Source organism: Spiroplasma endosymbiont of Cantharis rufa (genome assembly GCF_964019665.1).
In the GTDB taxonomy this organism is placed as follows: Bacteria; Bacillota_I; Bacilli_A; order Mycoplasmatales; family Mycoplasmataceae; genus Spiroplasma_A.
Genome location: NZ_OZ026459.1, coordinates 959623 through 975968 on the forward strand (window position 1 = coordinate 959623; position 16346 = coordinate 975968).

At 25.0% G+C, this 16346-nt stretch carries 14 protein-coding genes; 1 reads left to right on the plus strand and 13 read right to left on the minus strand.

Annotated features, from left to right (window positions below):
* Window positions 1-1563 carry a hypothetical protein gene (locus tag AACL15_RS04145; RefSeq protein WP_339033725.1) on the minus strand — a complete coding sequence of 521 codons (1563 nt, stop codon included), beginning with the start codon at window positions 1561-1563 and terminating at the stop codon, window positions 1-3.
* A gap of 103 nt (window positions 1564-1666) precedes the next feature.
* Here AACL15_RS04145 and rnhC point away from each other — a divergent pair, with 103 nt between their 5' ends.
* Window positions 1667-2545 (plus strand): ribonuclease HIII, encoded by an 879-nt coding sequence (rnhC, locus tag AACL15_RS04150; protein WP_339033727.1) that lies wholly within the window; start codon window positions 1667-1669, stop codon window positions 2543-2545.
* 166 nt (window positions 2546-2711) lie between these two features.
* Here the strand turns inward: rnhC and AACL15_RS04155 are convergent, their stop codons facing one another.
* The 12 genes from AACL15_RS04155 to AACL15_RS04210 form a co-directional block, all read right to left on the minus strand.
* The gene (locus AACL15_RS04155) at window positions 2712-3182 is read right to left on the minus strand and encodes a dCMP deaminase family protein (RefSeq protein WP_339033729.1); all 471 of its coding nucleotides are present in this window, start codon (window positions 3180-3182) and stop codon (window positions 2712-2714) included.
* A gap of 4 nt (window positions 3183-3186) precedes the next feature.
* Complete coding sequence (locus tag AACL15_RS04160; protein WP_339033731.1) at window positions 3187-4494, minus strand: hypothetical protein; 1308 nt, start codon at window positions 4492-4494, stop codon at window positions 3187-3189.
* An 11-nt stretch (window positions 4495-4505) separates the two neighbouring features.
* Window positions 4506-5420: an RluA family pseudouridine synthase gene (locus AACL15_RS04165; protein ID WP_339033733.1), complete on the minus strand. Its 915-nt coding sequence runs from the start codon at window positions 5418-5420 to the stop codon at window positions 4506-4508.
* Between the two features lie 3 nt (window positions 5421-5423).
* Window positions 5424-6161: a signal peptidase II gene (locus AACL15_RS04170; RefSeq protein WP_339033734.1), complete on the minus strand. Its 738-nt coding sequence runs from the start codon at window positions 6159-6161 to the stop codon at window positions 5424-5426.
* Window positions 6162-6172: 11 nt separating this feature from the next.
* Entirely contained in the window at window positions 6173-8881 is a 2709-nt protein-coding gene (gene ileS, locus AACL15_RS04175) for an isoleucine--tRNA ligase (protein ID WP_339033736.1), read from the minus strand.
* A 240-nt stretch (window positions 8882-9121) separates the two neighbouring features.
* Entirely contained in the window at window positions 9122-10795 is a 1674-nt protein-coding gene (locus AACL15_RS04180; RefSeq protein ID WP_339033738.1) for a hypothetical protein, read from the minus strand.
* Between the two features lie 62 nt (window positions 10796-10857).
* Complete coding sequence (locus AACL15_RS04185; RefSeq protein ID WP_339033739.1) at window positions 10858-11199, minus strand: hypothetical protein; 342 nt, start codon at window positions 11197-11199, stop codon at window positions 10858-10860.
* Complete coding sequence (locus AACL15_RS04190) at window positions 11199-12056, minus strand: MurR/RpiR family transcriptional regulator (protein ID WP_339033741.1); 858 nt, start codon at window positions 12054-12056, stop codon at window positions 11199-11201. Before AACL15_RS04190 ends, AACL15_RS04185 begins: the two co-directional genes overlap by 1 nt.
* 3 nt (window positions 12057-12059) lie before the next feature.
* On the minus strand, window positions 12060-13079 hold the full coding sequence (locus tag AACL15_RS04195) for a hypothetical protein (protein WP_339033744.1): 1020 nt from the start codon (window positions 13077-13079) through the stop codon (window positions 12060-12062).
* Window positions 13057-14052, minus strand: coding sequence for a hypothetical protein (locus AACL15_RS04200; RefSeq protein ID WP_339033746.1), 996 nt, complete (start codon window positions 14050-14052; stop codon window positions 13057-13059). The genes AACL15_RS04195 and AACL15_RS04200 overlap by 23 nt, the downstream gene beginning before the upstream one ends.
* Before the next feature lie 3 nt (window positions 14053-14055).
* Window positions 14056-15348: an ATP-binding cassette domain-containing protein gene (locus tag AACL15_RS04205; RefSeq protein ID WP_339033748.1), complete on the minus strand. Its 1293-nt coding sequence runs from the start codon at window positions 15346-15348 to the stop codon at window positions 14056-14058.
* 13 nt (window positions 15349-15361) lie between these two features.
* A complete protein-coding gene (locus AACL15_RS04210; RefSeq protein WP_339033750.1) occupies window positions 15362-16297 on the minus strand; it encodes an alpha/beta hydrolase in 936 nt (311 codons plus the stop codon).
* Window positions 16298-16346 lie beyond the last annotated feature (49 nt).

A 16346-nucleotide genomic window follows, 5' to 3' on the forward strand; every position in this document is an offset into this window, starting at 1 on the left:
TTAATTTCAGTATCCTTTTGCAAAATCAAAATAGTGTTCTATTCAATATGAACCACTATATCCTTCATTATTTTCATTTCTTCAAAAATTTTGATAGTTTTCTATTTTTTCAATATCATTATTTGAAGATTTAACTCCATTTTTAGGGCTTTTTGAGTCATAAAATTCTCCTAATTTCATCTCTCCAGAGGGTGTAATTTCAAAACCTTCTATCAGATAATTTGCTGTATATATCGTTGATAAAAATGGTACTGAGTCTAAATTATTTCTAGTAGTAGCATTTACATAGTTAATATTTCTAAAGAAATTATAAGTCATTTTTGCATTTCTTAATATTTTTGATAGATATCTTTCTTTTGTTGATGACTCTGAACTAGTTATTTTATTTAAATTATCTGCAAGTTTAATAAATGGATTAGCTTCAATGCCCTCATTATTAGTTTTCTCTTGAGCTCATTGATAAAATTTTTCTAATTCATTTGAATTTAATCAACCATTATGAATTTCATTTGCATTTTTTCCACTTGATAAATAATAATTATCAAAAGCATTAATTAATTCAACACTTGTAATTGTAGCTTTTGGACTTTGTAAACCTTTTACAAATATAGTTGAGCCCATTAGCATCATTTCTGAAGTTAATCTAAATAATGCACGTGTATCTTGAGGCATTGTTTCAATACATGCAGCAATTGGAAATTGCAATGGATTAGTTGTTGAATACCCTTCTGCCATAACATCTTCATATACTAAAAAGAAATTTTTTAATTCAGGCATTGATTGCTTTGAAATTAGTTGCATTCCCATAACAGAAAGAGGACTTATTACATATTTACTTATACAACCATTTGTATAAGTAAAACTAAATAATGGCATTGAAGGTAAAGGAGAAGCTATTTTACGTGATAAAGAATATTTTTTATAGGAATTACCATCCAAAATAACATCTTTAATTTGCTCTTCACTCATATTTGAAAAATCTGTTAAACCAATTTTTTGATTTTCTGTTTGAAATAGAGGAAAACTAGCAACAAGACTTATTCCCATTGATAAAGTCATACCAATAGCAAGACCATTAAATGCTCCAAGTAATGTATCTACTTTTCTAATAACTTTAATTTTACTAATTTTTCTTTTGAATGTTCTATATAGTATTAGGCCAATTAAATTTACTAATACAAAGATTAAAACACACATTATAAGATATAATACTAATCCAGAAAGTGTTTTTAAAATTTCATAACCTGTCCCTGACCCAGCAATTGGTAATACAGTTCCATTTTCTCCAACTGGAAGTAAAGAACTAATTAATTTACTTATAGTATTACCAAAATAGGAGAAAACATCAACAAGTCTTACTTTAACCCACAATTGCATTAACAAAGGATTTAAGGCATTTGTCAACAATGCAGGAACAAAAAGTAAGATAATAATAACTATTAATTGTAAGACTAATATGTAAAAAGTAATAAAAAAACCTTTTGTCATACCAAAAACTGTACAACTAATAATAATGGAAAAAGCTAATATATCAAATAGTCATCAAGGTCCTATATTAATCATTAAACTTTACCTCCACTCTTACTTAATTTTAATTATACCAATTTTATTATTTTATAATAACCAATATTTTACTTTATAATTTATCTAGAAAGACTGATGAAAGATGAAAAACTTAAGTTTCAAAAAATTAGATAAAAAAATAATAGACAAAATAATTGAAGAAAATAAGCAATTTTTAATTGATTCAAATAATCAAAATATAAAGTTTTTGTTAAAAATTAATGATCTTGTTTTAAGCATCTATAATACAAATACATTACTAATTCAAGGTAATAATGCATTAGAGTTTAGTTTGAAATATAATTTAAAAGAAGATATAATTTCAAAAAAAGTTGATAAATATATTGAATTGCCCAATATTGGTTGTGATGAGGTTGGTGTTGGAGATTTTTTTGGTCCTTTAGTAACTTGTTGTGTATATGTAGAAAAGGAATTTAAGAAGAAATATCCCAATTTATCAACTAAAATTACAGATTCAAAAAAAATTACAGATTCAAAAATATACTCTCTTTTTAAAGAAATATCGGATAAAGTTATTTGAGAAGTGTATATTTTAAAAAATCAAAAATACAATCAAGCTTATAATATTTATAAAAATACTCATATTTTAAAAGCCATTTGTCATAATCAAGCATTAAAAAGATTATTTAGAAATAATGGTAATTTAAAAGATATACCAATAGTTATGGACCAATTTGCAAGTGAAAAAAATTACTATAATTATTTAACTGATCAAAAAGATGTTATTAAAAAAATTCATTTTGAAACAAAAGCTGAATCAAAATATATTTCTGTGGCTTGTGCCAGTATTATTGCCAGATATCATTTCTTAGAAAGTATAAGAGTTTTAGAAGAAAACTATAATATACAATTACCTTTAGGAGCTAATAATAAAGTAAAAGAATTAGTTAATAAATATAAAGCTGAAATGAAGGGCAAAGTTGAAATGTTTACTAAACTGCATTTTAACAGTGAAAAATAAAAAAACCCTATTATACTGGGTTTTTTTTATACTCACTGATGGACGCAATGAGTACTACTGTCAGCGTATTAATAATAATACACGAAATACAGAGTGCTAGTAAAACTAACACAATATAATTATAAAGTAATAAAAAAAAAAAAAAAATAAATTTTAAATTTATTTTTTAACTTAAAATAATTTTTACTTCTTTTTTAAAAATATATTCCACTTTAGCCTCTTTTAACATTTTTTTAGCAATTTTATTTTCTACCTTATTTTCATACTTATCACAAGAATAAGTAATTTTTTTAATACCTGATTGAATAATGCTTTTTGTACACTCATTACAAGGAAATAAACTAGTATATATTTCACAACCCCTAACAGAATCCTTTGAAGATAAAATCGCATTTAATTCTGCATGAACAATATAAGGATATTTTGTTTCTTCTAATTTTCCATCTCTTGATCATGGATAATTATCATCATTTAGACCTCTTGGCAAACCATTATATCCTGTTGAAACAACTTGTTTTAAATTATTAACTATAACACAACCAACTTGTGTAGTTGGATCCTTACTTCTCATTGCATTTAATTGTACCATTGCTAAAAAATAAGTATCTCAATCAATGTAGTCTTTTCTTTTTTGCATATTTTTAACCTCATTTTGAAATATTTCCACTAGAGTCAATAAATCAATCTCAACCATTTCTTAAAATAATTGAGTTTGCTTTAGTGCTCGGCATTCAACCTTTAATAACATATAGTTGTAAAGTCATTACACTATACGGGTCATGAGCTGGTGAATAATAATTCATTAAAGAAAATGTAAGTGGAAGAAAAAATGACAAAGTAAGAATAATAATTGGCAGTATTATTAATTTATCTAAAGTTTCTTTTTTATAAGTTAATAATAAGTAAATGCTTGAAGAAATTGCAGCTGAGGCAATAATCATTATATATAAGTGAGCTTGACTTAAAAATAGTGGATAAATAACTAAACATAAAATTGGAAAAACCATTCTATTTTTTGAAAATAATTGTATAGGTTCTCTTTTCTTATCTCATGTAGTTACTGCTAAAACCCCTAATACACTAGCCATAAAACCTAGGCCACCTGAAAATACAGCTTGTTGGGTTGGAACTGTTGCGCTAATAAAGAATCCTACTAGGGGGTAAGTAATGAATATTGCAATTGCAAATTTTATTGAGCCTACTAATCCTTCTGTATATCTTGCTAATTTAATTGATGTTCCAGCTAAAAATATTTGTATTATTGCTATTAATAGTCCATTAGAATTTGATGTAAATCCATATGTAAAAATTCTTCATCATTGTTGACCTACAATAGTTAAATTTCTATTTGTAGCTCCAAAAAATAAATCAATTGAAAGACCATTTATTTGAGGAAATCATAGCATACTAAAAACAGCTGTAATTGAAGGCATAATCATAAATATAACAATTAAAAGTATTGAAATTGGACTATTTCTATTCATTCTTTGGATTGCTTTTTTAAACTTCAAGTTAGAAGATTTTGTTGGATCCTTTAAAATTTCAACCATTTCTTCATCTGAAATGTAATCCTCTTTTACTTCTTTTTCTTGTTCTTTAATCGAATCAATTTTAGAAAAATAAGGTTTTAATTTTATTTTAGTATTTTCTAAATCTGAAACACTAAAAGTTGTACCTTCCAATTGAATATCAATTTCAGAATCGCTTAAGGCAATGTTTAATACTTCTAACTTTTCTCTTTTTTGTGATTTTAGAGTTGCTTTTATCTCATTTAAGTTTTTATCAATTGTTACTGGAGAACCAATGGTTACTCTAATTATTTTAAATTTAGACTTAGGATTAATTAAATAAGATACGTAATCATTACTGTACTTTTCCAAAGCTCTATATTTTTCAACTTTAACAAAATAGTGCACTAAATTTAACTTCAATTCATTAAAATTTATCATATAATACTCACCTATTCTTTAAACATATTGATTTTATCATTAAATTCTTTTGGTAAATCACTTATTAAATCTAATTTTTTATTAGTTATTGGGTGATTAAATGCCAATCTATAGGCATGCAAATATTGACCAAATTCTTCTTTCATATCTTCTTTAAAAGCATATAAAGGGTCTCCAACTACTGGATGCTTGATATAAGATAAATGAACCCTAATTTGATGTGTTCTTCCGGTTTCAATTAGACAACTTATTTTTGAATTATTTTTGTAACGTTCTAAAACAGTAAAATTTGTAACTGCATGTTTTGAATTAATATCTGTTGTTGTCATTTTTTTTCGATCACCCTTATGACGACCAATTGGAGCATTTATTTTGCCTGCATTGGGTTCAACCACGCCATGAACTAAGGCAATATATTCTTTATGAATTTCATTATTTGCTAACATTTTTGTAAGACTTCTATGTGTTTTATCATTCTTAGCAACAATTAGCAAACCAGTTGTCATTTTATCTAGTCGATGCACAATTCCAGGTCTTAATACTCCCCCAATTGAAGATAAGTCCTTTATTTTATATAATAAAGCATTTACTAATGTTCCAGTTGGATTACCTGCTGCTGGATGGACAACAATACCATTAGGCTTATTTACTATTAATAAATCCTTATCTTCATAAACTATCTCAAAATCAATATCTTCTGGTTTTGCTTCCATTTCTGTTGGTTCTTTAATATTCATTTTAATAATATCAGCTGCTAATAGATTATACTTAACGCTAACCTCTTGGTCATTTACAAGAACATCTTTTGCTTCAATTAATTTTTGAACATAACTTCTTGAAAAATCATATTCTTCTTTTAAATATTCAGTTAAAAACTTATCTAATCTTCCTGCATCGTGTTCTAATTTAATTTCCAATTGATTCATAATCTACTCCTTGTTTTTATATTCTTTTCACTCTTTTTGTAATTGCTTATTTTTTGATAAATAATCTTTATATGAGAATTTTTCTTGATTTTTATTATTTATTTTAGATCAGTAACTTTCAAAAAGAAATGCTTTTCTATATTTAATATCACAATAAAAATCATACTTTTTAAGATCTTTTTTCCTCATATTAAACTCTATAATTTCTATAACTATATAAATTACAAAAATTACAAAAATTATAGCTACTGCAATCGATACTCAAGCATCAGCTAAATTAAATATAAAATTTGAGTATGCATATTCAAATTCTAAAAAATCAACAACTCCACCACTTATTCCGTCTTTTGTAAGAGGAGCCCAAGCTCTACCTAATAAGTTAGCTACACTCCCAGCTACCATTAAATTAATTGGTATTAGTCAATATTTATTTTTCAAAAAAATAAACACAATAATTAAAAGTAATGTGACAAGTGTTGCAATTGTAATAGCCAATCCCTTATTATCAGCATTCATTCCATATGCTGCACCAGGATTTATTATATAATTAAACCTAATAATTCCGGGAATAAATGTTGCATTATTGCCTTCATATTTCATTGTATTAACAACAATAGCTTTACTAATTCAATCAAAACCTATTAAAATCACCATTAAAGGTATACATCAAATTAATTTGAATTTAAAAATATAATTATGATTTTTTAGCCCTGACTTAATATTAAATAGAAAATCCTTCATTTCATCTCACCTTAATTTATTACGTTAAAACATCTTTGACAAATATCTTCTTTTAATTCATCAAAAATTGCTCAGCATCTTTGACATTTTAACCCTTGTTTTAATTCTACACTAACATTTGCTAGCTTAGAGTTAATTTTGTCTTTTAACTGTAAAAAATTTATTGAATTAACTATTAAAATTTGATTTAAATCTTTAATTTCTTTAAAGAAGCTAAACTCCTTATTGATTTCCAAATTAATAACTGCTTCAAAACCTTTTTTTATTATTTTTTCATTTCTTGCTTTTTCTAATGCTTCATTAACAACATCACGTAGTTCTAAGACTTTATTTCATTTAGAAACAAAATCTTTTTCTTGTAAAAAACTTTGTTCTTTTAAATCTAATAAATGAATTGATTCTTCTTTTTTAATTTTTTCAATACTTTGATATGCCTCTTCAACTGTATGAATTAAGACTGGTTTCAACATATCAAGTAATGCTCAAAGTTGCTCATAAATTACAGTTTGAACTTGCCTTCTTCTTTTTGAGTTAACAGCTTCTACATAAATAATATCTTTAATAAAATCTAAATAAAAAGAAGATAAATCATTAGTAACATAGTTATTAATTAATTTAAAACCACTATTAAAACCATAATTTTCCATTGCATTAAAGAACTTGTTTTTTGTAACAGTTAAATTATTTAAAGCAAATTTATCAACTTCTTCCAATTCTTTTTGATAATCTTTTTTAGGGTCAAAATCAACTAAATTTGATAAAATAAATCTAATTGTGTTTCTAATTTTTCTATATGATTCAGATACTTGTTTTAAAATATCTTTTCCAATTCTTTGATCATCTGTAAAATCTGTTGAGAATACTCAAAGTCTTAAAATATCTGCTCCCAAATCATTGGTTATTTCCAAGGGGTCAATTGTATTACCAATTGATTTTGACATTTTTTTACCTTTTTCATCATTTGTCATCCCATGAGTAATTAATTCTTTATAAGCGGGCTTACCATCATAAATAACAGAGTTAATCATCGAAGAGTTAAATCAACCTCGATATTGATCATTTCCCTCTAAATAAATATCAAAAGGTCTTTTTAAACCGAAATTTTGCTCCATTGCTAAATTAGAACTTCCTGAATCAAATCAGACATCTAAAATATCAGTTTCTTTTTCTCAACCTAAACCTTTAAATTTTTCAGGTAAAAAAGTATCAGCTGGTAAATCAAATCAAGCATTAGTACCCTTTTGAGCAATAATATTTATTGCATAATCAACAATCTCTTTATTTAATTGAGGTTGTTTATTTTTATCAAAAAATGCAATTATTGGTACTCCTCAAAGTCTTTGACGAGAGATTGTTCAATCATTTCTATCTTTAATAATATTTCTTAATCTTTCTTTTGACCACTCTGGATTTGTTTTTACATCTTTAACAATAACTTTATCAATATCTTTTTTTAAACTTTCTAAACTAACAAATCATTGATGTGTTGCACGATAAATTACTGGTTTTTTTGTTCTTCAATCATGAGGATATGAATGTTTTACAAATTTAAGTTTTAACAATAGATTTTTTTCTTGTAAAGTTGTACCAATTATTTTATTTGCATCCTCATAAAAAATTCCTTCTAATCTTGAATCATTTATTGTTACATCAAATTTACCTTGATTATCAATTGGAGCAAAAGCTTTAATATTATTTTTGCTAACAATTTCAAAGTCATCTTCTCCAAAACCTCCAGCAATATGAACCAGTCCTGTTCCAGCTTCGCTTGTAACATGATGACCTAAAACTGTGAATCCTGTTTTATCTTCATATCAAGGATGTTGATAATTAATTTTAATTAATTGTGAACCCATAAAAGTATCTAAAACTTTTACATTCTCTCATCCAATTTGTTCTGATACTGAATTAATTAAATCTTTTGCTATAATAAATTTTCTTTGATCATTTTCTGGTTTAACTAATACATACTCCAACTCTTCTCCAACTGCAATTAATTGATTTGAAGGAATTGTTCACGGAGTAGTTGTTCATATAACCAAATTTGTATCTTTAAATTTTTCATTTTCTACTATTTTACAAGCTACAAAGATTGTTGGTGATTTTACTTCAGCATATTCAATTTCAGCCTCTGCTAATGCAGACTCACTTGAAGGAGATCAGTAAATTGGTTTTAAATCTCTATATATTAATTTTTTTTCAACCATTTTTGCAAATAATCTAAGTTCACTTAACTCAAAATCATCAGTTAATGTAATATATTTTTTTTCATAGTCTGTAAAAATTCCTAATCTACTAAACTGTTCAGATTGGTTTTTTACTTGAGTTAAAGCATATTGTTTACAAAGATTTCTAAATTCTACAGGTTTTAAAGTTTTTCTATCAACTCCAGTTTTTGTAACTGCAGTTTCAATTGGAAGACCATGTGTATCTCAACCCATAATATAAGGTGAACAATAACCAGATTGATTTTTTCATCTTACTATAATATCTTTTAATATTTTATTTAAAGCATGTCCAACATGAATATTTCCATTAGCATATGGAGGACCATCATGTAAAACAAAACTAGGCTTTTGTTTATTAGCTTCAATTTTTTTCTTATAAATTTTTTGACTATCTCATTTTTCTTGAATATTTGGTTCTTTAGCTTTTAAATCTGCTTTCATATCAAAACTTGTTTGATTAATAAGTAATGTATCTTTATAATTTTTTTCCATAATTTTTTCCTTTCAAAATAAAAACGCTCCTATAATAGGAGCGTTTTAACGCGGTACCATCCTAATTTAAATAAATACTAAAAATAGATATTTATTTATCTCAATTGAAATATTAACGCTTTTCTTGCGAGAAGTTCTACTAAGTAAAAATACTTTTCTTCTTCTAATATTCATAAGTGATAATTTTAATAATTCTATATTAACTCTCAGCAAATGTTAACTCTCTGTGAAAAGAACTTATTAAAATCTTGTCTTACTATTTCTATATTTTTCACTATATTCTATAAATTTTTTTAAGTTTAATCCATTATTTCAGTTTTTTGGATTTGTAGGTCCATTGCTGGCACTTTCACCTTGATTTTCAAATAATTCTTCTTTTATAGGAAGATTTGGATTGGATAAAATTTGATCAATATTTATCCCAAAGAATCCAAGCCCTAATAAATTATTTGTTATTGAATTACCTCATTCATTTTTATCTTCATGTAATTTAGTTAATGCAGCAGCTAAATTACTTTCTCCATTTTCTGGTTCATCATCATTTTTCACACTAAAACCACTTGCAGATGAAGAATATGTACTTGCTACTCCAATTTTTACAGGTTTATCACCTAAATAATAAACTTCTGATTGCTCATTTCATTTCTTATCAATTAAATTTTTAATTGTTCCATAGAAATAAGCTGGATTCTCTTCATTTCCAGTTCCATATGTGGATCTTATTTTTTCCCCTTTTTTAATTACTGTTGTGTTATTTTTGTAACTAATTGAAATATCTTCTTTTGCAGTTACAAAATTGACATCTCTATATACATTATACATTAGTAAATCAATACATTCATATCAACCAGTTAAATCTTCAATGAAGGGAATTGAAGTTGGTTTGTTTGTAGAAACTCCATCTTTAAATAATCATTGAATTTTAGTTGACAATGATAAATAAAAATCTTTATCATTTAATCAATAAATAATCATGATTTCTTTTATTACTTGAGAAATAGTTGCTTGACTTTCTCTATTGTAAAGAGTCTTTCCTGCAATGGCCAAACTCATTCCATCTAAACCATAGCTATCAAGTAAAAAATACATTCTATTTCTAAGTTTATCTTTTTGCTTCCACTTTCAAATCATCCTATCTGCAGTAGCTCCACCTCAATTTGTAATAATTTTAGTGTCATCTTCTCAAGTACCATCGATTTGTTTTTGTTTTCTATTTATTAAATACTTAGAATTATCAACATCATAAATCCCAGAATCAGCACCTTCAGGCTCTGTAATAAAATCGTTAATATTTAAACTATTAATATCTCCTTCCCTTTCTTTCGTATATAATGAAGAAATATTTATAATATCGTAAGGATTGTTTTCAGACTCAATTATTGATGATAATTTTGGTTCCCTTCATGATAAACTACCTTTATCTTCAATCACATTTCCTCAATTTCATCAATAACCCATTAATGAAGATTCTGCTTGGTCTATTGGATTTTGAGCCTTTTTGACAGTTTTATCTGTCGCTTTAAAATGAATTGTTGCTGTTCCTTTTGCAATTCAAGAGTATTCTGATACTTTAATAGTTGCAACATAGTTTTTCAGTTCTTCTTCATTATCATTTTCATATTTTAAGTTAAAATTGGAGTTTGTAATTGTATATGTTTCTTCTCTAATTGAATTGACATCAAATTGAAAATTTGCAATTCTTTCAATATCTTTTTTGCTATCAACAGTTATATTATTAATTTTAGCAATTCTTTTAATAATTTCCTTTTGATTTACTTCTGACATTTCGCCAAGATTAAAATTATATTCGAAAGATTCTATATCTTTCAAACTAAAAGAACAAGAGACAACAGTTGTTGATGTAGTTGAAACAAGAAATGAAGCCGAAGCCAATAAAGCTAATAATTTTTTCATAAAGAGCTCTCCTTTTTATGATTATACAATAAAAATTAGTAAAGTCTTTTTGCTATTACTTACTATTTTTTATTTAATTTATTAATAATTTCTTCTAAATATTGATCAATTTTTTGATCTTTATTATTAATAAAGTATTCATGTTTAGCTAAAAATTCTTGTAAATATTGACTAAATTCTAATGGATTTTTATTAATCTTTTGCAATGTTAATTCTATTTCTTTTTTAAACTCATATGCTAAATTAATTGATTTAGATATTATTATCTCTGAATTTTTTCTTGCAATTTCATAAACATTTTTGGTTCTTTGCAGTCCAATTTTTGTATATTCTTCCTTGTTTTTATAGCCTTCTAGTTCTTTTTCTAATAGCTTAATTTTTAACAATAATTCTGAATTATCCATTATAATTTTCCCTCAAAATTTCAATTCAATGATATCTCTGCTGTTTTTTTGAATTTTTCACGATACTCCTCATTTTTGCTAACAATTATATTAATAATTAAGTCAAAAATAATCATCTCTCCTGGAACAGATGAAATTGAAGGATATTTTATTTTATCATTGCTAATTGTTTGTGTTTCTATTATGTGGATTTTATTAACATTTAGATCTTTTTCTAATTGCTTAAATGTTATTTCCTTGTCTGAAGTTAAAACTAAAATTGGAATATTCTTATTACATGTTCACTTGATTGATTCAATAATTTCTTTTGTTCATCCTGTTCTTGTAATAAAAATTACAAAATCATTTTCATCAAAAAATATTGCTCTTTGAACATAATTGTGAATATTTGAAACAGCTTGTGCCATTATATTAATTCTTGATAAATTTAATACAAAAGAACTTGCACTTATTTGTTGTTGCTCTATTCCAAAAATCATTACTCTTTTTGAAGAGTAAATTTTTTTAGAAACCAAATCAATTTCTTCATTATCAATACTATTTAAAGTTTCATTAATTGTATAAATAGCTGCGCCTCTTACATTATGAATGATTTCTTCGATAGTATTGTCTTCTCCTAATTTATAATAACTTCCTTGCATCCTTGACTTTTCATAAACAAACATTTGTATTGCTTTAAATGATTTAAATCCTAGTTTTTGACATACCCTTGTCATAGTTGATGGACTTACATTACTCTTTCTTGAAACCTCTTGTATTGAGTTACTACAAAAAAATTCTGGATCATTATTAACCAAATTTAATATTGAATTTTCTGTTGAATTTAAATTTTTGTCCTTTGAATCAATTATTTTCATCCCTTAATTACCTCTTTTTTTTATTTTTGTTAGAAAGAATTTTTTAACATGAATAGAATTATTTTTTAATTCTTTAATATGTTGATCTCTTAACTGGTTTAATTGTATTATATTAGAGCATTTTTTAATTTCTTTAATATAATCAGTTGATAATTTCAAAACAACACTTGTTCCATAAACATCAACTTTTTTTTGCTTCACTTTTAATATTATAAATGTTATTAAGCAAAAAGATAACATTAAAATTAAACTATAAGTAATAATAAAAGGAATAGCTAAATTTCCTCCCAACCTAAAATCTACTTTATATAATTGCTCTTCTCCTAAACCTTCATATACTAAATCCTTTGCATTTACTCACCCTGCTTGCATAACATTAAGCATATATCTTTGAGGTAGAAAATATAAAATAAAATTTAACCATGTTATTTTTGCAACAACTTCATAAGGAAAAGCACAACCTAACAAATTATAAGAAAATATATAAATTAAAGAAACATAAATTGAGCCCACTACTGTTGATTTTACAAACATAAAGATTGCGTAACTAATTAAAACACAAAGTAATCATAAACTAATGGTTCCTGTAATAAACATAGTTCAATTAACTGAAGAGAATAAAGTTCTTTGGTCTTTAAAAAATATTAATGTTAAACCCATTAATAAAACTATAATACAGAAGTTAATTGTAAAATTTGCTAATATATTTGCTCCTGGTTTTATAAAACCATTTAATCCTGTATTATTGATTCTTCGGTCAAAACCTGTATTCTTATTATTTGAAAGTGCTCTATGAAAAGTATGTATTCCATTTCTTACAATTAATGCTCCAATAGCTGATGAAAACAAAAATGGATTATTACCTTTAAAAAGTAATCAAATAAATAAGGTAAAAATAACAAGAAAAACACCGAGAAACATGTTTAATGGAGAATAAACAAAAGTCTTTAAAGATAAAATATAAAGGTCTTTAAAACTCTTAAAATTATTATTTATTTTTTTATAATTTTTTTGATTCATCATTCTTATTTTTTCCTTTTACTTTATTTTCTCTTTTTTTCGCTTCTATTATTAAATTTTTAACTTCAATAACTTGATTTAATTCTTCAATTGAATTAGCTTTTTTAATACTATAAATAATTGCAATATGTTTTAAATTAGTCGGATACTTTTTAAGTAATTTCTTTTTATATCCGAAAGTCTTTTTTAACAATAAGACCAATCAAATTGTTAAGAATATTAATATAATCAATGAGACTAGATAAGGAATTCAAAAGTTACCATTGTAACCAAATTGATTTGTTTTCATACTAATATCATCTGCTCAACCAGAAGCCATAATATTTAAAAAATATCTTTGAGGGAGAAAAAAACCTATTATTATAATTGGTTTATTTTGCTCTAATAAAGTTCAAGGTATTCCCAAACCTAGTAAAAACATTGGTAAAAAGTAGAAAAGATTAGCTATTACAGATGCTCATTCATAACTTTTTGCATGAAAAACTATTATTAAAGCAATTAAATTTGACGAAATTGCTAAAAGAAAGAAACCTAAAAATAGAACTGGTCAATTAACATTAACTATTTCTTGTCTTTGATCTGGAAATAGCATACTAATTGCAAACATAAATATTGCCACTAAGATATTAACTATTTGACTAAATAAAATAATAATGGAGAACACAAATGTCTTTGAAACTTTAGTAGAAAAGAGACGTTCAAGAAACATAGAGGATTTAAAATCATAAATAGTTTTTACAAGATTAAATAAACAGTTTCTAATAACACTAATACCAATAGCACTTGCCACAATAAAATTATCAACTACTAAATCCTTATTGCCAGTTCCTGTTCCTGCATTTTTAAAAGCCAATCATACAACAAGAGTAATTGTTGTAATTATTCAACCTGAAAAAACTACAAATAAGTCCTTTTTATAATTTGATAACTGCATTACAAATATTATTTTAAAAGCACTTCAATTACTCTTATTCATATTTTACCCCCTCTTTATTTTCTGTTTCTTTTCTAGTCTTTGTTGTTTTTTTATTCATTTACTCTCTAATTTCATTGATTTAATTTCTTCTTGAATATATTTTTTCTTTAATGAAGAAAGCTGCTCCAATTCTTTTTTTGATAATTGGGCTGTAAGTTCAGTTGCATAAACAATATACTTATTTGATTTAAAACTCTTATAAAGATCCTCTTCTAGAAAATTAAAGAATTTTTCTGTTTTTTTAAAAAAAACTAATGCAGATTTTTTATACTTTACTTTTATATCTAACTTATTAACTTTTTTTCTAGTTCTTTTAAATATCTTAATAGCCATTTTTGTATGTAATAAAACTTCTTCAATATTTCTTCTATTAATAGCTGTTGATAACAAACTAACTAAAACATTTTCCAACTCGTTTAAATGATAGTTGATATTTCTGATATAAACTATATTTGGTTCATGCTCATTACCTATATTTTTTTCTAAAAAATAATCATATTGTTCTTTAAATAATTTTCTATTTTCTTCAAATTTTTTTAAAATAGGTTTAAATAATGGATCTGGTTTAACCTTAATTTCTTGTTGACTAATAGCATCCATTATATTTAGTGAGTACTTTTCAAAAGTTAAATTTTTCTTTCAATCAGTAATATGATCATCAGAAACTATAAAACCATGATCTAAAACAATTACTCTTTCACAAAGCAATTCAAAAGTTGAATCATCTGGTGAAATAACAACAAATGTGGCTTCATATTTTTCCTTATATTCTTTTAAAAAATTTAAAATCTTAATTTTAAAATCTAAACCAATTGAAGATGAGACTTCATCTAAAACAACTAATCTTGGTCTATTAATAATGGCTAAAGCAATTGAAAATAATTGTAATCAAGAGGTATTACATGATGTCAATGTTTTTTCTCATCTCAAATCAATACCAAATACTTCAACAAGTTTATCTATTCATTCTTTATCTTGTATATCATTAATATGCTTATATAAATTGAAAACTTCTTTTACAAGAAAACCTTCAGGTCAAGTTGTTTGTCTAAACTGAAATCCAATATTTGCCATAACATTTTCATTATTAAAATTATATTGAATAATTCCCCCAGATTGTTTTATTTGACTAGCTATTAATCTACCCAAAACACTTTTTCCAGATTGATTGGGTCCAATGATTGCTAAACCTTCACCCTTATTAATTTTCAAATTAATTTTTTTAATAACTCAATTTTTTTTATTAAATATTTTTGAAACATTTTCCAAAGAAACGGTTACTTCCCTATTTTTCATCTTTTTATACCTTCTATTTTTTATTTACAAAATTTTCAACAAGTTTCCAATACATTTCAGTATGTAAAACTTGAGTTCTTATATGTTCTCCTGTTAAAAAAATATGTAAAGCATCTTTTATTTTTAAAATTTTTCTTAAATTATAAAATTTTTCACTGTCTTGATAATCTGTTACCTTATCTTTTTTAGAATGTAAATAAAGTATTGGAAAAGAAGTTTTACACAATGGAATTTTATATGTTATGGTGTCTGCTTCAATATTTATTTTATATTTATCATTATATACTTTATAAACCCCTTGTAAAATTTTATCTAAAAAATTACCAATAAGTGCTCCACCAATTGTATTAATAACTCTTTCCAAAACCTTTGCTGTTTCAAAATATGGAGAGTCAGCAATAGCAAATTTAATATTATATTTTTTAATATTGTTTGAGATTGCAACCCTATTAACTGTATGAGCTCCCATTGAAAAACCAATTAGAGATATTTCTTTTGTTGAAAAATTTGTTTTAACAAAATTTAAAGCACTTAATAAATCTTTTTCCTCATTAATACCCATTGTAATAAGTGCATCATCAGATTCACCATGATTTCTAAAATCAAATGCAAAAATATTATAGCCAAGCTTATTAAAATAGTAACTTGCAATTGCAGATGATTCTTTTGAAGACGAAAAACCATGACAAGCAATAATTCATTTTTTAGTTTTTTTCTTATTTAAATGATATATCCCAACAATATTTTTTGAGTCAAAAGATTTGAACTCGACTTTTTTAAATTCCTTAATATCAAGATTTAAAATTTCCTGATCATGTATTTGTTCAAAAATTGCTTGCTGATATAAACTCAATAAGCTTAAATAACCGTTATTTTTATACAAATCATGATTTTGACGATTACGATTATTTATTAAACTTATAATTTTTTCAATTAGTATATTATTCATAATTTTTCCTCACTTACTAAATAGTATAAAAAAAATCTACAAATTTGTA